The organism is Arsenicibacter sp. R0_47, assembly GCF_057652235.1.
Genome location: NZ_JBYFCJ010000008.1, coordinates 245,830 through 265,274, shown reverse-complemented (window position 1 = coordinate 265,274; position 19,445 = coordinate 245,830). Strand labels below are relative to the sequence as shown.

The 19,445-nt window shown below is 48.9% G+C and carries 19 protein-coding genes; 7 read left to right on the top strand and 12 right to left on the bottom strand.

Features of this window, described 5'->3' with window-relative positions:
* The 4 genes from AC23NW_RS16770 to AC23NW_RS16755 form a co-directional block, all read left to right on the top strand.
* A partial coding sequence (locus AC23NW_RS16770) for an FG-GAP repeat protein (protein WP_487450785.1) occupies positions 1-1,545 on the top strand: 1,545 nt, incomplete at its 5' end.
* A gap of 26 nt (positions 1,546-1,571) precedes the next feature.
* A complete protein-coding gene (locus AC23NW_RS16765; RefSeq protein WP_487450784.1) occupies positions 1,572-3,140 on the top strand; it encodes an autotransporter outer membrane beta-barrel domain-containing protein in 1,569 nt (522 codons plus the stop codon).
* A 61-nt stretch (positions 3,141-3,201) separates the two neighbouring features.
* The gene (locus AC23NW_RS16760; protein ID WP_487450783.1) at positions 3,202-3,561 is read left to right on the top strand and encodes a LytR/AlgR family response regulator transcription factor; all 360 of its coding nucleotides are present in this window, start codon (positions 3,202-3,204) and stop codon (positions 3,559-3,561) included.
* Between the two features lie 119 nt (positions 3,562-3,680).
* On the top strand, positions 3,681-5,180 hold the full coding sequence (locus AC23NW_RS16755) for a hypothetical protein (protein ID WP_487450782.1): 1,500 nt from the start codon (positions 3,681-3,683) through the stop codon (positions 5,178-5,180).
* Between the two features lie 157 nt (positions 5,181-5,337).
* On the opposite strand, the gene AC23NW_RS16750 is transcribed toward AC23NW_RS16755, so the two are convergent.
* From AC23NW_RS16750 to AC23NW_RS16715, 8 genes are all read right to left on the bottom strand, one after another.
* Entirely contained in the window at positions 5,338-5,712 is a 375-nt protein-coding gene (locus tag AC23NW_RS16750) for a hypothetical protein (protein WP_293842046.1), read from the bottom strand.
* Positions 5,713-5,898: 186 nt separating this feature from the next.
* Entirely contained in the window at positions 5,899-7,260 is a 1,362-nt protein-coding gene (locus AC23NW_RS16745; RefSeq protein WP_487450781.1) for a sensor histidine kinase, read from the bottom strand.
* Positions 7,257-7,952, bottom strand: coding sequence for a response regulator (locus AC23NW_RS16740; RefSeq protein WP_487450780.1), 696 nt, complete (start codon positions 7,950-7,952; stop codon positions 7,257-7,259). Before AC23NW_RS16740 ends, AC23NW_RS16745 begins: the two co-directional genes overlap by 4 nt.
* Positions 7,953-8,123: 171 nt before the next feature.
* Positions 8,124-8,567 (bottom strand): Rieske (2Fe-2S) protein, encoded by a 444-nt coding sequence (locus AC23NW_RS16735; RefSeq protein ID WP_487450779.1) that lies wholly within the window; start codon positions 8,565-8,567, stop codon positions 8,124-8,126.
* Positions 8,568-8,700: 133 nt separating this feature from the next.
* Positions 8,701-9,159, bottom strand: a complete 459-nt coding sequence (locus AC23NW_RS16730) for an RES family NAD+ phosphorylase (RefSeq protein WP_487450778.1) — start codon at positions 9,157-9,159, stop codon at positions 8,701-8,703.
* A 3-nt stretch (positions 9,160-9,162) separates the two neighbouring features.
* On the bottom strand, positions 9,163-9,615 hold the full coding sequence (parS, locus tag AC23NW_RS16725; protein WP_293842059.1) for a type II RES/Xre toxin-antitoxin system antitoxin: 453 nt from the start codon (positions 9,613-9,615) through the stop codon (positions 9,163-9,165).
* 78 nt (positions 9,616-9,693) lie between these two features.
* Positions 9,694-11,112, bottom strand: a complete 1,419-nt coding sequence (locus AC23NW_RS16720) for a DUF5585 domain-containing protein (RefSeq protein ID WP_487450777.1) — start codon at positions 11,110-11,112, stop codon at positions 9,694-9,696.
* Positions 11,105-11,608 carry an RNA polymerase sigma factor gene (locus AC23NW_RS16715; RefSeq protein WP_487450776.1) on the bottom strand — a complete coding sequence of 168 codons (504 nt, stop codon included), beginning with the start codon at positions 11,606-11,608 and terminating at the stop codon, positions 11,105-11,107. Before AC23NW_RS16715 ends, AC23NW_RS16720 begins: the two co-directional genes overlap by 8 nt.
* Positions 11,609-11,832: 224 nt before the next feature.
* Between AC23NW_RS16715 and AC23NW_RS16710 the strand changes: the two genes are divergently transcribed.
* Positions 11,833-12,753: a DUF1016 N-terminal domain-containing protein gene (locus AC23NW_RS16710; protein ID WP_487450775.1), complete on the top strand. Its 921-nt coding sequence runs from the start codon at positions 11,833-11,835 to the stop codon at positions 12,751-12,753.
* A gap of 26 nt (positions 12,754-12,779) precedes the next feature.
* Here AC23NW_RS16710 and AC23NW_RS16705 read toward each other — a convergent pair whose 3' ends face one another.
* Complete coding sequence (locus tag AC23NW_RS16705) at positions 12,780-14,045, bottom strand: TolB-like translocation protein (protein WP_487450774.1); 1,266 nt, start codon at positions 14,043-14,045, stop codon at positions 12,780-12,782.
* Positions 14,046-14,335: 290 nt separating this feature from the next.
* Here AC23NW_RS16705 and AC23NW_RS16700 point away from each other — a divergent pair, with 290 nt between their 5' ends.
* Entirely contained in the window at positions 14,336-15,541 is a 1,206-nt protein-coding gene (locus AC23NW_RS16700) for a tyrosine-type recombinase/integrase (RefSeq protein WP_487450773.1), read from the top strand.
* A 69-nt stretch (positions 15,542-15,610) separates the two neighbouring features.
* On the opposite strand, the gene AC23NW_RS16695 is transcribed toward AC23NW_RS16700, so the two are convergent.
* A complete protein-coding gene (locus tag AC23NW_RS16695) occupies positions 15,611-16,606 on the bottom strand; it encodes an aldo/keto reductase (protein ID WP_487450772.1) in 996 nt (331 codons plus the stop codon).
* Positions 16,607-16,757: 151 nt separating this feature from the next.
* Between AC23NW_RS16695 and AC23NW_RS16690 the strand changes: the two genes are divergently transcribed.
* Positions 16,758-17,123, top strand: coding sequence for a winged helix-turn-helix transcriptional regulator (locus tag AC23NW_RS16690; RefSeq protein ID WP_293840233.1), 366 nt, complete (start codon positions 16,758-16,760; stop codon positions 17,121-17,123).
* A 107-nt stretch (positions 17,124-17,230) separates the two neighbouring features.
* On the opposite strand, the gene AC23NW_RS16685 is transcribed toward AC23NW_RS16690, so the two are convergent.
* Entirely contained in the window at positions 17,231-18,514 is a 1,284-nt protein-coding gene (locus AC23NW_RS16685; RefSeq protein ID WP_487450771.1) for a hypothetical protein, read from the bottom strand.
* Between the two features lie 365 nt (positions 18,515-18,879).
* Positions 18,880-19,395, bottom strand: coding sequence for a hypothetical protein (locus AC23NW_RS16680; protein ID WP_487450770.1), 516 nt, complete (start codon positions 19,393-19,395; stop codon positions 18,880-18,882).
* Between the last annotated feature and the right edge of the window lie 50 nt (positions 19,396-19,445).

Below are 19,445 nucleotides of genomic sequence, written 5' to 3'. Positions count from 1 at the left end.
CCAATCAAAAAACTGATTATTAGACTCTTGACTCTCTTTGATGAAACATTTCCCCGGAATGTTGGCAACTACCCTATCTACTATTCACCACTTAATTCAATCTATATGAGCTGTTTAGTTCGCTTCGTACTTGGTGTAAGTACGCTAATGCTGGGTGTATACGGAACCAGCTTTTCTCAGGTTGGTATGGGGGGCAGACCCGATGCATCGGCTGTTCTGGACCTCAAAAGCCCCGGCAATAACCAGGGTTTCTTGATACCACGGTTAACCTCGTCCCAGCGTAAAGCCATTACCTCTCCTGCGGTAGGGTTACTGGTTTATGATCTGGACCGGGGCACTCTCTATTTGTATGATGGCCAGTATTGGCTGCCATTGACAACCAGTACCAATGAAAAACTATCGTTGATTGATCGCTTTGCCAGCGATGGTGATAGATACGACTCGTTCGGAGCCAGCGTAGCTATTTCAGGAAATTATGCTGTGGTGGCGTCTCCCAATAAAAATAATAAAGGTAAAGTATATGTTTATCAGCGTATTGGTGGTGCATGGGTTGAAAAACAACAACTCGAAAGTCCGGCGTCCAAACCAGGGGATCATTTTGGGTATAGCGTGGCAATTTCTGCCAGTTATATAGTGGTCGGCAATCGCTCCCTGTTAATTTCCGGAGTGGCCGAAGGAAGTCAGGGGGCCGCTTATGTCTACACACTATTCCGCGGGAACTGGTCACTATCAGCGACTTTGAAACCGACCGACGGAGAGTTTTTTGATGATTTCGGGGCCAGCGTAGCCGTTTACGACAACCAGATTATCGTGGGAGCCCCGCACCATACCAATGGAAGCGGAAACTGGGAAGGGGCGGCTTATGTGTTTACTGGTTCAGGAACGTCATGGGCGCAGCGGGCAAAAGGGCTTGCAAGCAACCGGTCAAGGGCGTTACGCAGCGAATTTGGACAGAGCGTGGCTATTTCAGGTAATTATGTACTTGTTGGCGCGCCGTTGGAAAATGAAACCGCAACAACGTTTATTGGCCGTGGGGCAGCTTATGAATTTGCTGTTTCGGGTAGTTCCTGGGTTGAGGTTAACAGATTTACAGGTTTAGTAGAAGGTGATCATTTCGGTAGCAGTGTATCTATTTCGGGTGATTATGCGATAGTGGGTGCCCCTGACAGCTTCGTTAATGAAGGAGAAAGGGTTGGTGCAGTAAGTATTTTTTTCAGGTCAGGAAGCACCTGGGCAAGACAGGCTTTTCTTCGGAGTAATACCCCAAAACATGGCGATAAGTTTGGGATCAGTGTTTCTATTTCGGGTGATTATGCCATCGTAGGCGCATCGGGTGTCGATGCATGTTGCTTTACGGATCAGGGTGCCGCTTATTTGTTTAAACGTTCCGGAACGAATTGGGATCAAGTACGCTCCTACACCGACAACTCCCCTGAATATACACAAAATGGCAGCGCCGTCAGTATATCCGATGGTAGCTTTATTATAGGTGCTCCCCGTTACCTCACCTATAAAGGCAAAGTCAGTTTTGGCGTCGTTGATTAAATCAATATAAGTAGAATACAGCTTTTATGAAAAATAAGCGGAATCGTTTGAAGTGTTGCCTGCTTGGGTTTGGTATTCTTAAACTGGCTGCATCACCTGTCAGCGCTCAGTTTAATCTGAGCATTACCGGACCAACACAACTTGATCCCGGTACTTACAATGCCGTATTTGGTATTGGTGCGGGTTCCAATAGTACGCTCGGACAGTTTAACACATTGATTGGCGGCCAGGCCGGCAATAATGCCCGCTTCGGTGTTTACAATACAATAATCGGATACTACTCCGGATCGAACTTAAATTCAGCTGGTTATAATATTCTGATCGGATATAAGTCCGGCCAGGCGCTAAACCAGGGAAATCGTAATGTAATGGTAGGCAGCGAAGCGGGTACGGTTACATCAACTGGCTCCGATAATACTATGCTTGGTTATTGGAGCGGAAGCCTTAATACAACCGGAAACGCCAATACGTTTCTGGGTACTTTGAGCGGACGCAATAACACGACCGGGTATAGCAATGTAATGATCGGCATCAAAGCCGGCTTTTTAAATCAGACCGGAGATCAGAATGTAATGGTTGGAGACTCTGCGGGTTATTCGGCCTGTTGTAGTGTAGGAAATACGTTTGTTGGCAGTAAATCCGGTTTTCGGAATACAACCGGAGGAAATTCGTTTTTTGGTTTTCAATCCGGTACAAACAATATTTCAGGGAATAATAATTCGTTTTATGGCTACCAGTCGGGCTATCGTGCGAGTACAAATTATGAAAATGCCTTTTATGGCTACCAGTCAGGCTATAACCTGGATGGTGCAAATAATACCCTTATGGGGTCAAAAGCAGGTTATGGCAGTGTAGCAGGTGCCTTAAATCAGGATAATACATTTCTGGGCTTCCGGTCGGGTTATGCTATTGCTTCCGGTGGTTTCAATGCATTTCTTGGGTCCGGCTCCGGAGCTGCTACTACTACAGGTGGTTATAATGTGTATCTGGGCTATCAGGCAGGTGATGCCAATACCTCCGGAAGCCGGAATACCATTGTAGGCGCATCAGCTGATGTGATGAGTAATACCTTAACAAACGCCACGGCGATTGGAGCCAAAGCATTGGTTGCCGCCAGTAATGCCATTGTGCTGGGCGATACAACCGCCAATACTAAAGTTGGTATCGGCCTGACCGCTCCGAAATTTCCTCTTGATGTTCGCGGAACAATTAACCTGCGTAACAACGGTGTCATAAAATTCAGCCATCTTACTAACCCTGGCTTGTTAAACGGAAATACGGATTTATTCCTGACTGTGAATGCTGCCGGTGAAACAACGCTGGCGAGGTATCATATCCGGCCTGCCCACCCGGCTGAATGGGCTGATCATGTATTTGATCCCGACTATGCATTACGACCACTTAAAGACGTGAACGCCTATATTCAAAAACACAGGCACCTGCCTGGTATTCCTTCCGCAAAAGATGTTTCGGAAAACGGCATTGATGCGGCAACCCTTCAGACTAAGCTATTGGAAAAAATTGAAGAATTGACATTGTACATCATTGAACTGGAGAAGAAAGTAGAGCGATATACGGAACAAGCCAACCAATGATATAATCCCGTCCGCTATATCCATGCCAATTTGTTGAACCAGAAAATCTGTTGGCTAACTTATGAATCCTAATCTCCAAATCCGATGCGATTGTGAGACAATCGACATTTCAAGAATCGTCTGGCTGGAGGGCGACTGGAATTATACCCGTATCTATCTGATTGACCAGCCGGTCCGGTTAAGTGCCTATACATTAAAAAAGTACGAGCGAGAATTGGGGCAGTTTATCCGGATCAGCAAAAAGGCAATGGTAAATCCCGCGCATGTGTCGATGCTGCATACGGTTCCCGGCAGGTCCGGTAAGACCTGGCTCCAGTTGTGTAACGGCACATTCATTGAAGTTTCCCGGCGCCGGTGCAGTAGTGTGAAAGGCTTTTTTAACGTAATGAAGTGTAACGTAAATGTGGCAGTTCCTTTTTGACGGGTAAGCAAAAGGCAGTATCTTGGGCTTTGTATAAAGCGGGTTCGGCGGTAATCCGGCGGGTTTTGTGCCTGCCAGGGCTGACGTTCCCGGTTTTTGCACCTGACTTAGCCCAAACAATGAACACCGAAACGCCTCCCTCAACATCATCCCTTACCCCCGACGAACAGGCCAAACTGCGCGAACTTACTAATCAGAGCTGGAACCTTGAACTGGCCATTTCGGGTGTAGCCATGTTTGCCATCATCCAGTGGCCCGACCTGCTCGACTCCATCTTTTCGTATATCCAGTACAACTTCCTGAATAACAGTCCTGATTTTTCCGGCAGGCTGCCCGCCATGGCCTACAGTCTGTTCAAGGCGGCGAGCTATATGTTGTTCATGGCCTTTCTGGGTAACTTCATCCTGCGGGCCTTCTGGGTGGGACTGGTCGGCTTACAAGCTGTCTTTCCGGAAGGAATTCAGTATGACCGCCTGCCGATGTCAACCGGCTACACGCAGAAACGGCTTGCGGAGGAACTCGGCCCTCTTGACCGGTATATTCTCTGGCTCGACAAACGGAGTAATGTCTTGTTTGCACTGGCCTTCCAGGCAGCAATAATTGCCTTTGTGGTTGCTATCATGTACATACTGGCCCTCGGTCTGTACGTGTTTGTTAAACCGAATATTCCCGGAATCGCCTGGCTTATTTTAAACACCTCGATTAATGTGTTCTTCTTTGGCGGTTCGCTGCTCATTCCGCTTTTATCGATCAAACGATTTCGTGACAATCCACGGGCAAACTACTTGCATTACCGGCTTACGAAGATGCTGCAGATTGTTTACATGGGTGCGTACCGGCCGATGTCCTACATTTTGAATACGTTCCTGAGTAACATTCCTAAACAGAGACTCACCCGTGTCTATCTGACTTTTTACATGATATTCATGGTTATTTTTATGGTTGAGTTTGCACATGATCAGTTGCAGGGAGAAAACCGGATCTCAATCCTGAACAGACGGCATCTCTTTACCGCCCGCGTCGACAGCCTGTATATCAACCCTGCGAACTATGACAACCAGCGGTCTGCGGACAGTTATGTTGATGCGGCGACCATACAGGCGGATGTCATCCGGGAGCCGTTTTTAAAGCTTTTTATTGCATACCCGAAAGCGCTGGATACCCTGTTTAACCGGATTGCGGTTGAGCCTAAATGGCCGGATTCACTTCGGGGACCGGCCTTGCGGCAGCAATACGGTGTCTGGAGCAGTCAGCAGGTAAATAAACTGGTACAGATTGCGGTCAATGACTCGGTAATGGCGCAGCCGGGACTTATATTCACCCATGCCGGTCCGCTGGAACAGAAAGGCTGGCAAACGATACTGGTGCCGGGGAATCTCCGCATCGGCTATAACCTGCTCCGGATCACTATTGTACCACCGAAGCCACAGGAATCGGAAGAACTGGTCAGTATTCCGTTTTGGTATGTACCCGAAAAACTTGCCCAACCTGTGAGTGCACTAAATGCGCCGGCTACAGCAGCCCCGGCAGATCAGTCCGGGGCACAGTCCCGGAAGTTTCTGCGGCGTGTATTACAGGGCAATGCTGCCCGTGGAGAAGCTGGCGGCGGCGGAAATTAGCGGACCGCTGGCAGAGATAATTTCATAAAAAAAGCACAACCTTATCGGGGTTGTGCTTTTTTTATACTATTGGACGGGGAACGTCCCCGGATCACTGGCATCCGGGGACGAAAGAACCCCTAACAGTATAAAACTGTATATCGATCAGCCGGCTGGCTTAGTTTTCTTTTTCAGTCTGCGCTACCGCATCGCCTGTTGGCTGAGCCGTCTGCGGATTGCTGTTACCGCGCTGGATTTTGTAATTCCGCTCGGCCAGCGTTACCTGTGGCGTATGGTTTACTGATACACCTCCCACCGGTGCGGCACCTGGTACCGGCTGCTTGTAATTGGCCACCTGATTCTGGTTCAGGGCCGGTGCAGTAACTGTAACACTTTTTTTCTGCTCCCACTGACGGGCCGTGGCTGCTTTATTGGCGTGCTTATAATTGTGCGTCGAGTAGGTTACGTCTTTCTTTAACTTGTCAGAATCCTGTGCAAAGACAGTACCTGCCGTTAAACCGATAAGCGCAATAATATTGATGTATGTTTTCATGACGTATGATCGTTTTCTATGGTTAACCGGTTCATGTTGCGTTCAGTAAGAACTGCTCTTGGTTAACAATACAAAGATCATACACCGGTGTTAGGCTCGTGTTAGCGTGACATTAGAGCGGGATTAGAAATGCAGAAAACTGAAAAATTCTGCTTATATATGTCGGTTTTCAGGGCTCAAACCTGCTCAGGAAGTAATCCGGATCGTAAAGGTTGTTCCGGCTTCGGCCGTTGAGGTCAGGGCTAACTGCCCTTTATGGAGTTCCACAATCCGTTTCGTCAGCGGCAGCCCGATGCCGAATCCCTGTTTTCCCGATGCGTTTCTGGCACGTTGAAACGGTATAAAAATGACCTCCTGCTGATCCGGCGGAATTGCTGGTCCCGTATTATGAACAGCAAGCTGTAGTTCGCCGGCCGAACCGGTTAACTGTACATTGGCCGTTTGTGCGGGGGAAAACTTGCAGCTGTTTTCAATCAGATTGAAAATGGCAGATTTTAACAAGGCTTCGTTACCGATCAGCTGCCATGAAATGTTTCCGGGACCGCTGGTCTGTGTCGTGAGATCAATGGTATACTGCGGATAGAGGCGTTTCATCTCGGTAATGACCTGATCGAGCAGCGTATTGAGATGGACCATTCCCATCGGTACCGATGAGGCATCCATGTTGGCACTGGCCAGCGCCAGCAGCCCGTTTACCATCCGGTTAAGCCCCCGTACATCATCTAGTACGGACCGGAGGGTAGCACGGAGTTCTTCCGGATCGTCATCGGCCAGTAATGATACTTCCAGCTGTCCGGTAATGGCCGTCAGCGGCGTCCGGAGTTCGTGGGAGGCGTTTGATACAAACGTCCGCTGAAGCCGGAAGGCATCTTCAAGCCGGTTGAGCATGCGGTTAAACCGTTGACCCAGCTGCGTTATTTCGTCGTTTTTCTCGCCGACGGGCAGGCGCTGGGAAAGGTTTGAGGCGGTGATCCGGTCAATGCGCTGGTTAATATCGGAAATAGGCCGGAGCATGCGGCCGGCATAGAAACGACCTGCCACGAGCATAATACCCGTCATCAGTATCCAGCCGCTGAACAGGATCTGAGCCAGATTTCTGGTCATTCGCAGTCCGTATACATCCACCCCCGAGGCAAAAATCACGTACGGAACCTTATCCTCCCTAAACACGACCCCGACGATTTCGCGTTCATCCTGTTCGAAATGATACACATTCAGCTGTCTGACCAGTGCCAGTGTCTGAGCCGAAATGGCGAGGTAGTCGTTGCCGCTTTCATACACCAGTTTGTCGGCCGGATCGTAGATGACCAGTTCCTCCCGTGGTAAGACCGTGAGCTGATTCTGATCCATCAGCTTATACAGGGCCGGACCGATCCGTTTCGGGCCTACCAGAAAATGGCCCGCCGAAGTGGCTTCGGCCTTCAGCCGGTTTTCGAACTCGCGGCCACGGTACTTTTCTGCTACCCAGTAGAGTACCAGGCAGGAGAGGCCCAGTAAAACGGATACAATGGCCGTAAACAGTAAGGCCAGCTGATTTCGGAGGCTCATTTTTCTTTCAGTACATACCCCATGCCGATCAGCGTATGAATGAGCTTTTTCGGGGAGTCTTTATCAATTTTTGCCCGTAAGTAGCTGATATAAACGTCGATGACGTTAGTACCGGTGTCGAAGCCGACATCCCATACCTGTTCGGCAATATCGACCCGTGACACCACGCGACCAGCGTTACGCATGAGGTATTCCAGCAGCGCATATTCGCGGGCGGTCAGGTCAATGGTCTGTCCGTGGCGTTTGGCTACACGCTCGTCAATATTCAGTTCCAGGTCGGCCACACGCAGTACATTACTTTGCTCTTCGCGGGGACCGGAGCGCCGCAGCAGGGATTTGATGCGGGCAATCAGTTCAAGAAAATCAAACGGTTTGGCAAGGTAGTCGTCAGCTCCGGCATCGAAGCCCAGCAGTTTGTCGGCCGTGGTGTCGAGTGCCGTGAGCATCAGTACCGGAATCTGTTTATTCTGCGTACGTATGTACTCGGTCAGCTCAAGTCCGCTCATATCCGGCAGGTTCACGTCCATAATCACAAGGTCATACGGTTTGCTGTCGAAAAGGGTTTTACCGTCAGCGCCCGTCAGTGCCACATCAACCAGATAGGCCTGTGTCTGCAAGCCTTTTTTTATAAATGTAGCGACCTTGGGTTCATCTTCGACAACCAGCAGTTGTCGGGTTGGTTCTTGTATCATGGATAACGTCGTGCCGGATACGCCCGCTTTCTGATGGCTGTTTGCGTAAAAGTACTAACTGGCCACCGGAAAACGGCTTCTGAGACTGGTAAAGGGTTGTTCTGCCCATAAAAAAAGTCCTTACCAGCAGACTGATAAAGACCTGTACAAGTTAGTAGGGGATAAAAGAGCTTATGAGATCGTGAGGATGTTGCCTGATTGCGAGATTTTATAAACAGTCAATCCGTTTTTGCCTTCTGAATTCAAACCCTTTCCGCTTAAGTCGTACCGGGCGCCGTGTTCAGTGCAATAGAATTCATTATTTCGCAGCTGGACTTTTTTCTGGCCCTCATGACTGCATACCACGGTAACGGCAACGTAGCCCTGTGTGGTATTGGCAACCACTACATTGCTGGTAACAATGTAGCCACCAACAGTTTTGAGGGCGGCATTCGCTGTACTGGTCAGATCAACTGTAATCGAGTTTGTCAGCGGGGCGGGGGTAACTCCTTCACTTTTGCAGCTTGTCATGGAGTTACCAAGGCAATAGACGGCCAGAAGTGCCGACCCGCGTAAGCCCAGATCCTTCAAAAACTGGTGGCGGCTTTGAGTTTCTTCCAGTGTGTTCGGTTTCATGAGATAAGATTGGTTATATAGTACAGTACGGAAAAACAAATGCCGGCGCTGCCCGTGTCCGAAAATCTTTTTCTGTTTTCTGTAGCTATCCGGTAACGAGTTGGCAGAACCGCAAACATCCTGTGCTTTTCGGTTAGTGGGCAACCAGCCTTGTATCGATCCGGAATGGTTCATTCTCGACAATGCGTACCAGATCGTGAAAGTCCGGATGGAGGGTATGCAGCAGGACATTGGCCGAACGGGTTACGATGGCCGATGGCACCGAAACCGCTAAAATGCCGGGAGACCGAAGCCAGTCAATTAGGTAAGTCTGCAATGTTTCGTACTGGTTATCCTGCTCCCAGTCAGGAGGCAGGTCGTCGGGCCGAACAGTTCTGACCACGTCCGGAATTTCCAGCACCAGTAAGTGAAAGGAAGGGATATAGGCCGGATGTAAGTGGGCGATGATTTCGAGCAGGGCCAGTTCGGGCGTAGTCGAGGTGTACAGGACCGGGTAGCCTTTCGGATTCCAGCGGCCACCGGCGCGCCGGGCGCCCTCGGCCGACAACGGATCGGCGATATAGGTACTTTTATACAGTCGGTAAACAAGCATAGGCTAGACGTAGACGCCGTATTCGATGCGGGTAAGCACGTCATCGGCTAAGCTAAAGCCGCTGATTGTACTCAGCAACTGAAGCGGCGACTGATCCTTAAGTTCTTTCAGCGGGTAACGCAGCCAGTTCGCCAGTGCATCGGCACGGCCGTCAAAAACCATAAGCCCGTGTGCCGCCAGATTCGATAGCAGCAGCAGCCGTTCCGACGACTGTGCATCGAGGCGGCCGTCATTCCGGAACCGGTGTAACGTTCGTTCGGCAACCTGCAGGATCGCGGCCAGTTCTTTATATGACAGGTTGAGCAGCTGCGCCAGCTGATCAGCCTGTCGGGACTGCACTCCCTGCCGCGAAGCTTCGATAATGCTGAAGCCCGAAGCCCATTTCGGGGTATAAGGGGTACTTTCCGGTTGTTTTCCGGTTCGCCTGCTGTTGCTATGTTGGGTTGTTGCTGCCATGCTGTTACCTGTTTTAGTAAAGATAACTGCAATTTGTCAGTGATACAAATGTAAAATGGCAGTTAATGCCCCGGAAAATTACTTGAACAGGTTCAGAAATACCAATGCATTAACGCCCGCAGATGATTTTATGGTTGATGTCAGATCACGGCGGAAGACATATTTGACGTATGGTCCGACCTGAACGGCAATGTTTTTCCGCTGCCACTGGACCCCGCTGCCCAAAACAAAATTTGAAAATAAAGCCGGTGCTGTCCTGAACTCAAAAGAGCGGTGACTTTCACGGTTGCCGGAAAACGATTCGTAGAAGACCTCCTGAAAGCCGGAGAGATTCAGCTGGGTACCGGTATTAACATACGCTGACCACGGCTTCCTGATAGGAATGTAATAGGTAAGGTTAACAGGTAACGTAAGAAAGGTTTCACTGATCGAAATTTCGCTGATGTGATCAAATTTGGCCGGTATGTAGTTTTTGTAAATGTCGGTAAACTCCTGCCCGGTTGCCGAATTATAGTCCTCTAATTCATTGTGTTTTTCGGTATGCATGTGCTGGGCCTGTAAACCGAGCGATAGGTTGATTTTGTCTGTTACCTGAAAATCAAACACAAAACCGGCGCCGAAGCCGGTCATGCTGCCAAGCGCCTGAATACCGATACGGGGTGCCAGCTGCCGGACCGAAAACTGCGGTTTGCTGGATGCCGGATTGGCCGGCTGGTTTTTAGCACTGGTAACAGGCGGCAGCTTAGCCGCCGGATTAATTTCCGGTGCCTGTGGTTGTTGTGTGGCAGCAATAACCGCCGTACTGTCAGTAGTTTCAGGTAAGGCGGGGGCAGCCGTAGCCGGTTGCGGAGCAGCAATTGAGTCTGCGGAAACTGAGCGGTCCGTGCCAGCTTCGTTGGCAGTTAGCTGTTTATCTGGCAAACCCTGCTTTAGCGGTTGTGTTTTTTGCCGTATGCCGGCAGCCGGTTTCTGCGCCTTCCGGGTAATGGCAGTGGCGGGGACGTTTTGCGTTACCAGTTCACCGTCCGGCGTGCCGGTAACGGGTGCGGCGCGTTGAGTATCGGCGGAGTCGATGCCACGTACGGACGGGACAGGGGCCGGTTCTGCCGATACGTAGGCTTCGTTGCGGTGTTCGATTATTGTTTTACGGATGATATAAACCGTATCAACCCGACGGCGCTGCTCAGCGGCCGCCGGCTGAACCTGTGTCGTTTTCTGTAGTTTTTGTGAACGTAAAGCGTTGTCCTCAATAAGCGTATTGATTTGATGTTGAACAGTTTCAATGGTTTCCTGCTGTTTCCAGTACAGATAAAACGTTACCAGCCAGCCGGACAATAAAACCGAGCTGACGACCCAGCCGCCGTAGTTCAGCAGCCAGGCTGCGAGCGGCGAAACGGGAAGCCTTTTCTGAAACCGCGTCCAGGCCCCTGCATTGTAAGCCGGCCGGACAGACTCCAGGTTTTTTTTAAGAAATTTATCAAATCGTTCGTTAGACATAATTGTTACGCCGGTTTATGGAATACCGGTGATTCCATTCACGTAAAAGTTCCTGCAATTTCAAACGGGCCTTTACCAGATTAGAACGGGACGTTCCTTCCTGAATCCCAAGCATCTCCGCAATCTCAGGGTGGGAGTAGCCATCAACCACATGCAATGAAAAAACCGTACGGTAGGAGGCCGGTAACTGCTGCACCAGCTCCAGGATTTCATTCGCTGAAATAGTACTCAGGATATGCTCCTGCGTATCGAGGTGCCAGGCGTCTTCCACATCCATAAATGCCGGTTCATTTTTGTGCTTGCGGTACTGGTCGATGGCCGTACGGACCAGAATTGTTTTAAACCACGCATCGAACGACTGCTCGGGATCGTAGTAGACAATTTTTGTCAGGACTTTAAGAAAACCGTCGTCAAACATTTCCTCTGCTTCTTCACGGGAACCCGCATATCGTAAACAAATATTTACCCCTACACTGTAGTACGCCTCAAAAAGCATCTTCTGCGCCGAAGATTTCCCTTTTCGGCACCCATTAATTACTTCCTGAAGATTAAAACTTTTGGAACGGCGGAATAACACGGGAGTTTTGCCTGGTTTACTGAAGAATACGTAGGGTTAATCGGGAACGATGCCTGAAAATGTAAAAATTTACGTTTATCTTCAAAAAAAAGGCAGAACAAGACCCGTAAGGGCTGTTTCAGGCCTATAGTCGTTCAAATTGTATGTCAGAAATTAAGTCGCAGTTGTCATCGGAGTCGATGATAGAACTGCATGCGTATCTGAAGCAGTTAGTATCTCCTGAAGAATTAGCTGCCGTTTCAAATCCGTCGTTTGCCCGGGTTGAAGCTTACTGGCACATCGGCCGGATTATTGTCGAGACCGAACAACAGGGTGAGCAGCGGGCTGATTACGGAACTCAACTCATTGAAAATCTGTCAGAAGAGTTAACCGCTACATTCGGTAAAGGATATAAATCCACCAATCTCTGGTGGTTCAGGCAATTTTACGTTGAATATCCAATTCCCCACGCAACGCGTGACCAAAGTGAGTTTGACCTGAAGGACAGATTACGTACCGAACTAACCTGGACACACTACCGGCTACTGATTGCTATTGATAATAAACAGGAACGGGCTTTTTATATGAATGCGGCTGCCGATGAGGGCTGGTCTTACCGGACGTTGCAGAAACTGGTTCGGTCAAATTACTACTATCAGGTAGGTCTTGAAGAAAATCAGTTCCGGAAAGACACGCTTAAAAAGAAAGCCCTGAATGAAGCAGACCATATCCGGAGTAAAATCGGTAAGACAAAACAGATTCTGCTGGCTCAATCCGGCTGGGCACTGATTAATAAGCTGAGCCTGAGCTATACATTTGAGACGCCCAAACCAGAACTGCTCTTTTACAATTACCTGCTTGGCCGCATTGTGTGCGTTTGGTTCAGAGATAGTTCGCCAAATCTGCTCGCCTTCCTGCCTCAACAGCTGGAGAATCTGCACCGGCAGCAGCCAACGCAGGTTTCAGCCCCTCCGGTCGGATTACTGGTTTCGGCTAAAAATGACGTGCAGGTAATTCAGGTAACCGAAAGTGTTATGCTGACCGCAGCAGAACGAAGCTTGTTGCCGAAAAAAATAGAAGAGTAAGTAGAGTAAAAGCTAAAGGAACAAGGTCATAAAAAAACCGTAAAAAAGCCTTTTTTGCCCTGTTGGGTTGCCATAAATAGCAGCCGGTCATTCCCAAGCCAGCGCGGGCTGAAATCATCGGAAGGAATCAGACCAGGTAATAATTCTATCCGGCGTGGACGGCCGGTTGCCAGGTCACGGACCCAAAGGCTGAAAACCATACCGGATGGGGCTGTGCGGGTGCTCAGAAAAGCCAGACTTTTGCCATCCGGCGAAAATTGCGGATTACTGTCAACCCAGCCAGGCTGGATATCGAAAGCCTTGCCCTCTCCGGAGCCGGCAGCTGACAGGTAGGTAATAACGTTACGCCGTAACGTACTGTTTTCGTCGCTGCGCGAGCGGGAAAGTACAATAAACTGTCCGTCCGGCGACCAGGTGATGGCAGAACGACGGATGGCGTCTACCGATGTCAGGGGCACGGCAGGGGTCAGCGGAATAGCGTCTCCCCCTGCAACTGCGATTTTCCAAAGCCGTGATGCTTCATTGGCCTGCGTGGTGTAAGCCAGCCATTTACCATCGGGTGACCAGGCAATGTCGCGCACTGAGGCTAAACTGGTGACCGGCAGTGTCCGCTGTTCCCCGGTTGCAATGGTATAGAGAATATAGGCATTATCAGTCCGGGAAGGATAAACCAGTTGTTGCCCGTCGGGAGAAAATTTGCCGGGTCCGCCCTGCCGGGTGATTAATTTGGTTGCTGTAATCTGTTCATTCCGTAGCTCAGCCAGATACGTCTGGAATTCATACTGACCACTCCCCTTGTCAACGGTCCGGACATACATTGATTTTGTTCCGTCTGGTGAAACATCCCCGCCTACCACATCGGCTGTCAGACCAAAGCCCGGATAATAAGCTGACTGAGAGACAAATCCGTTGGTCGCCATCACCGGTGTTGAATTGGCCGGCGGAGCGCCTTTCGCTCTGGAGACAACGCGGGCTATCAGTTGCCCCCCCCGCTCTGTCGCCGGAATTGAAATTGATTTCTGGCTGGCATCTACGGTCTTGTACGTTGTAAAAGGCCCTCTTTCAGAGGCGGCCGTCTGTATTTCATACGTTTCGGCTTCTACATCAGCCAGGTCCGGACAGGGTGCTGTTATACAGACAATCATGGCTGGTTTCCAGGTCAGCGTATAGCCGCTTCCGGTTATTGTCATTTCCAGATAAACCGGCCGCACCCGTAAGGTGGGATCGACTGCTTTTTTATGGCAGGCATTCAGCAACAGAAATAAACCCGATAAGTAAAGTAATCGTCTCATTGGTCAACCGGTCGATGGTTTGTGATAGAGTCCCGTTACCGGTAAAAGGTTGCAATGCCGTTTAGTTTACTAACGACAGGTTGACCGATCCCCGACTTCAATGTAGTTGCTATAGTTGGTGTTCAACTAAATCCGGAAATCAGCATTTCCGGCTACTTGAACAAATTAGTTTTATGTTGTATCTTTAACACAGAACTACCTGACCGGAGATAAGCTGAAACTGGAAGGTAGTTACTAGTTGAATTAGCCCGTTATTCAACACAGAACAAATAAATCAGATTTTTTGCGCCATGGCTATACAACTATCCGGACGGCGGAAGCAGACAATAACGACCAGAGGTGATCACTTTACCGTTACCCAGATCATTCACGCGTTTGCTGACTGGTACTTTACCGGAGCAAGGGCGGCATCGAGGTCTACATCAAACTATCCGGTGCTGGCAGCCAGGTATGTTAATTATTGTCTGGAGCAAAATGTGCCCTTACTGTTTGGCGTAACGACCTATAAGGAACTGGTTCGTAAAAGCTATATCAGTCCGGTCAACCGGTTTCTGGTGTTTTATCAGGAGCGGGGTTGCCCGCCCATTATTGCCGATCCTCCGAAGGGGAAAGGAGTGCCTGCCGGAAACGAGCTTGTTCTGCAGTTTATTTATCAGGCAGGGAGCTTGCGGGGCGATGAAAGCAAAGCTACCTATCAGAAATCCCTGAATGCCTTTTTTGACTGGCTGGAAGGGAAGCGGGCGAACGGGCATACATTAGTTGGGTTTGATGCCGTTGGCGTTGAACAGTTTATGGCAGAGATGCGGCAGCGGCGCTACTCAGCCTTTACGATCAATCTCCGGCTTTCTGCCCTTAAGGCTTTGGCGCGTTTTGTGCTGGAAAATCCCCGGAAGTTTCCGCTGGATGATGATCAGCGGGAGGGTCTGGCTGCCGTTGAAAAAGTGAATACGCTGAGTCTGGAACAGATTGTCTACAAAGATGCCTTATCGGTAGAAGACCGCGACAAACTTCTCTCGGACTGTGATGATCCGGCAACAAAGGCGATGATAAGTCTGATGGTTTATTCGGGTCTACGGACTGTTGAACTTACGCGGCTACAGGTACAGGATCTGGATATGCAAACCGGCGTTGTGTATGTTCTGGGAAAAGGAAAGTATATGCGCGAAGCAGTGAAACTTTTCCGGCACAGTATCGAAGCTGTACAGGATATACTCAGGCAACAGACTGATAAACAGGGTAAAGGGCTTTTATTTCCAGACCTTAGTACCCGTAAAATCAGACGGCTGGTAGACGCCGCACTGGCTGTGTCAGGCTTGAAACGACAGGGAATTTCGGCCCATAGCTTACGGCATACGGCGGCACAGCTCTTACTGGAAAAAGGGGTGGACGGCATCTATGTACAGCAGCATCTGCGGCATGCACGGTTTGATACAACACAAATGTATACCCGTAAAAAATCAAGGGAATTGTACCTGAATAAACTGCCGGATGACTAATGCAGCCCTGGTTAAGGCAATGGTCAAATGAAAAACGGAAAGTCCCCTAACTGGCAGGGGACTTTCCGTTTACTTTGTGAGAGTCAGTTGATTAAGTTTGTCGGTAATAAACTGATTTTCATCTGCCGACAAGGCTAGTTCTGCTGCCGCCGCATTTTGCAGCGCCTGTTCCGCATTGCGGGCCCCGGCAAGGGCAATGGTAATGCCTGGCTGGTCAATGGTCCACCGTAAAACGAGCTGTCCGATAGTTGCTTTTTTGGCATCGGCAATCGGTTTGATGGACTCCAGAAAATCATCGACACGGGCAATGTTTTCGGCCTTGAAAAAGTATAGGCCTGCGCGGTGATCGCCTTCTGCAAACGTATGTCCGGGTTTCATTTTTCCCGTTAACAAGCCACGTTCCAGCGGGCTATAGGCCAGTATCCCTTTTTGATTGTCAAGGCAATAGGGGATAACTGTTTTTTCAATATCCCGTTTTACCATACTGTAAGGTACCTGATTAGAAGCGAGGGAAATGCTTTTTTCTGCCTCCGTCATTTGCTCAACAGAATAGTTGCAGACGCCGGCATACCGCACTTTTCCCTGTTCGATTAACCGGCTGACAGCTTCCATACTTTCGTTAATCGGTGTCGTTTTATCCGGCCAGTGTATCTGATACAGGTCGATGTAATCGGTCCCTAAACGCTTCAGACTATCTTCGCATTCCTTAATGATGCTGTCGCGGCCGGCATATTTATAAATATCGATAGCTTCACCGGCATTGTTCTTCGAATGCATGGCCAGATCACCTTTGGCGAGATCCCAGCGCATTCCGAACTTCGTCAGAATCTGTACCTGATCGCGTGGAATGCCTTTTATGGCTTCTCCTGCAATTTCCTCGCTATGGCCTTGTCCATAAATTGGTGCCGTATCGATGGACGTAACGCCGGCAGCAAAGGAATCTTTGATGGCTTTGACTGCATCCTGACGCTCTGAACCGCCCCACATCCAGCCACCGGCTGCCCAGGCGCCAAACGTAATGACTGATAATTCGAGACTCGTATTACCTAATTTTCTGTATTCCATCCGAATAAATTTTTCATACTAAACCAGCAACAGGTAAGTACTTGTTTAGCTTATTGTTTTTAAGTAGGTTCAAGTCGTAAAACAAAAACATCAGCTGTAGTTAAACAAGAGGAAATTCATTTATGAGTTACTCCTCCAAAAGTGAGTTAAGATGAGAAAAGTCAGTTCAACAAACTTTCATAACCAGGCTTACCTGGAAGAAAAATGTACCCTGAACGAATTGATTCATTTGCTGAGTAAGCGGTGGCTTACCGAAGTACTGTTCAGTATAGAAGAAGGTAATAACCGGTTTTCAAGCCTGAAAGAAGATTTGAAATATATCAGTGACAATATTCTGGCTGATCGGCTGAAATTGCTGGAGCAACATAAACTGATTACCCGCAACGATAACTTTCGTGAAGTCCCTGCGCGCGTTGAATATGCTTTAACTGATACCGGTTTGAAATTGAGTGGTTTGCTTGATGTTATGTGCAAATTTTCGGAAACAGAAATGGAGTTCCCGAATGCGTCGTGCTAACGATATTCTTAGCGAAATTTTGTATTAAGTTGAGCCACGCGTTGCGTGGATTTTTAGTAATAAAAAAACAGGGATGATTTGTATCACCCCTGCAATAGTATAATGCTTTACCGGTGATGTCCGCCGGCCCCGCCAAATCCTCCGCTTCTGAAACCGCCGCCGCTACTGTAACTACGACCGCCAAAACTACCACCATAAGAGCCGGAACGTGCCCCAGAATTGACATTCGGGTAAGAACGGTTCTGATACATAGGTCTGGCCATCTGGTAGTTACTGCGGTTTGACGGACCGGCATATACCCTTGCCATTGGCGTATAGCGGCTACCGGCTACAACCCCGCTGTGATACGGACGTGCATACCGGTATAGGCGCGGATAGGCATAATAGCCACGGTTAATGAACCAGTTGCTGAATCCGTAGGCCGGAAAACCATATAACCCCACCATGCCAAGCCCATAGCTCATACCGAATCCAGTCCAGTAAGCACCAGGATACCAAAGCGGCGAACCATACCAGTATGGATAACCAAACCAATAAGAATACGGATTCGCATACATTATACCGGCACCAAAACCCGTAGGAAGTATATAGCCGTTATTCTGCGCAAAGGTTTTAGCTGCCTGATTGAGCTCCTGTCCGGCTTGCGGATCAGCGTCGATCGATTTTTTATAGGCTGCAACCTCACGGTCATGCTGAACAATCAGGCTATCGTGTTTCATTGCAAGTTGCTGCTCAATATCCTGTGTATTATCCTGATAGGTCCGGCCAAGCTGTGTTGTCAGTGGAATATTTCCCGTTAATAACAGCAAGGCATCCGGATAATTCAGCAGTGTTCTGAATGACTTTTGCGTTAACTCATCATACGACCCGATCAGTTTATCGAATGAGCTGAATGCGTTCTGATTATATGTGTCAGCCTGCACAAGGTCATCATGGTGATGGCGATACAGTTTCCAGGCAGCTTCATGCAGATTTTCATCATTTCCAGGGACCATCCGCTCAACGGCGTCCTGTGATAAACCGCCGGGCGATTGTGCGAGGCTGTGCATTAAATCCGGATACCGGGTCAGCTCGTAAAACCAGCCTTGTTTTTTTTGCGGAAAACCACTGATCAAATTTTCAAATGCATTGCGGCTATCATCGCGGACCCGTTGCAGATCAGTCAGCACCTGTGGATATTGGCTGGCCTGTAGCATGGCACCACGGATATTGGCATCGTAGGCAGCGATCGCATTGGCCAGACCCTGCTGTGTCTCAAACTGATTCGATTGGGCAACAGCCAGATTTGCAACCAGGCAGAACAGGGAGAGCATCAGTAAAGATAGGCGGGCAGTTATTGTCCCCAAACCGCTCCCAACGCCGGTTTGGTTTGCCTGAAAAAACGTTTTCATGGCTTTTATCGTCGATTACAGTTAAGCTGTTCAGGGTTGGCCGGTTGCCATCCCTTTGTACTGTAAACGCCATGAGCACAGTTTTCGTTGTGTTCAGTACACGGGGATTAATAGAAATATCTTACTGTAATACAGTCGATTACTGCTTTAGCACCGTGCATTTATTCATTTTTTAATCCTGTCTAAACCATAATTTAATCTGCAAGGGATAAACCGTCTACGCGTGAGTCAGAACAAACCAAAAGACAGGACTTCATCTGCATAATTTCAGGCTGATAATAAAAAAAGCCTCAGCCAGACAATCTCCGGCTGAGGCTTTGTAGCGAAATAGATTACTCCATTAGTATTTAATTTGGTAAACCCTTTTAGAAGCTATGGCCGATGGCGAAGCATGGCAAAATACCAATGCGATCAGCATCCTGATTACTTAACACATTGAGAAATGGGTTAACGCCAACCCTGAGCATCAGCCCTCCCTGCGGTTTCTGGTATCGGTAACTGATACGCGGAATCGCATAGACTGACCAGTAAGGTTCCTGAATAAAACTACCGTTTTCGTTTCCAGGCGTAAATGTGCGCAGTGCAGAAAGGCTCAAGCCAACGTCAAGGTGGTTTTTTCCCGGACCGTAAATCGCAAAAACTTCACCGATAAATGTATACGACGGTTTTTTGAAGCCAAATAAATTACCGCCGACCCGAAGGCCGACAGCGCTTTTGGGCTTCGTTTTAATCAATCGTTCGTAGTTCAGTGAATAAATACCGCCGGACCCAAACCCTTCAGCGTATAGGGTATTGCGGGCTTTGAACGGGCTTTCCGGCGTTTGAGCAAAACAGTAAACAGTGCTGCATAAACAGCTGAGGAGGGATATACTTCGTTTCATAAAAAAGGTGAGAATGTTTCTTTCCCAACGAAAATAGTACCCTAAAGTTG

Bases quoted from the DNA above. Each gene is read 5' to 3' on its own strand.
- AC23NW_RS16720 (WP_487450777.1), bottom strand. From the start codon at position 11,112: ATGTCTAACGAACGATTTGATAAATTTCTTAAAAAAAACCTGGAGTCT.
- AC23NW_RS16710 (WP_487450775.1), top strand. From the start codon at position 11,833: ATGTCAGAAATTAAGTCGCAGTTGTCATCGGAGTCGATGATAGAACTG.
- AC23NW_RS16735 (WP_487450779.1), bottom strand. From the start codon at position 8,567: ATGAAACCGAACACACTGGAAGAAACTCAAAGCCGCCACCAGTTTTTG.
- AC23NW_RS16690 (WP_293840233.1), top strand. From the start codon at position 16,758: ATGAGAAAAGTCAGTTCAACAAACTTTCATAACCAGGCTTACCTGGAA.
- AC23NW_RS16760 (WP_487450783.1), top strand. From the start codon at position 3,202: ATGAATCCTAATCTCCAAATCCGATGCGATTGTGAGACAATCGACATT.
- AC23NW_RS16685 (WP_487450771.1), bottom strand. From the start codon at position 18,514: ATGAAAACGTTTTTTCAGGCAAACCAAACCGGCGTTGGGAGCGGTTTG.
- AC23NW_RS16765 (WP_487450784.1), top strand. From the start codon at position 1,572: ATGAAAAATAAGCGGAATCGTTTGAAGTGTTGCCTGCTTGGGTTTGGT.
- AC23NW_RS16730 (WP_487450778.1), bottom strand. From the start codon at position 9,159: ATGCTTGTTTACCGACTGTATAAAAGTACCTATATCGCCGATCCGTTG.
- AC23NW_RS16700 (WP_487450773.1), top strand. From the start codon at position 14,336: ATGGCTATACAACTATCCGGACGGCGGAAGCAGACAATAACGACCAGA.
- parS (WP_293842059.1), bottom strand. From the start codon at position 9,615: ATGGCAGCAACAACCCAACATAGCAACAGCAGGCGAACCGGAAAACAA.
- AC23NW_RS16740 (WP_487450780.1), bottom strand. From the start codon at position 7,952: ATGATACAAGAACCAACCCGACAACTGCTGGTTGTCGAAGATGAACCC.
- AC23NW_RS16705 (WP_487450774.1), bottom strand. From the start codon at position 14,045: ATGAGACGATTACTTTACTTATCGGGTTTATTTCTGTTGCTGAATGCC.
- AC23NW_RS16755 (WP_487450782.1), top strand. From the start codon at position 3,681: ATGAACACCGAAACGCCTCCCTCAACATCATCCCTTACCCCCGACGAA.
- AC23NW_RS16715 (WP_487450776.1), bottom strand. From the start codon at position 11,608: ATGCTTTTTGAGGCGTACTACAGTGTAGGGGTAAATATTTGTTTACGA.
- AC23NW_RS16745 (WP_487450781.1), bottom strand. From the start codon at position 7,260: ATGAGCCTCCGAAATCAGCTGGCCTTACTGTTTACGGCCATTGTATCC.
- AC23NW_RS16695 (WP_487450772.1), bottom strand. From the start codon at position 16,606: ATGGAATACAGAAAATTAGGTAATACGAGTCTCGAATTATCAGTCATT.
- AC23NW_RS16680 (WP_487450770.1), bottom strand. From the start codon at position 19,395: ATGAAACGAAGTATATCCCTCCTCAGCTGTTTATGCAGCACTGTTTAC.
- AC23NW_RS16750 (WP_293842046.1), bottom strand. From the start codon at position 5,712: ATGAAAACATACATCAATATTATTGCGCTTATCGGTTTAACGGCAGGT.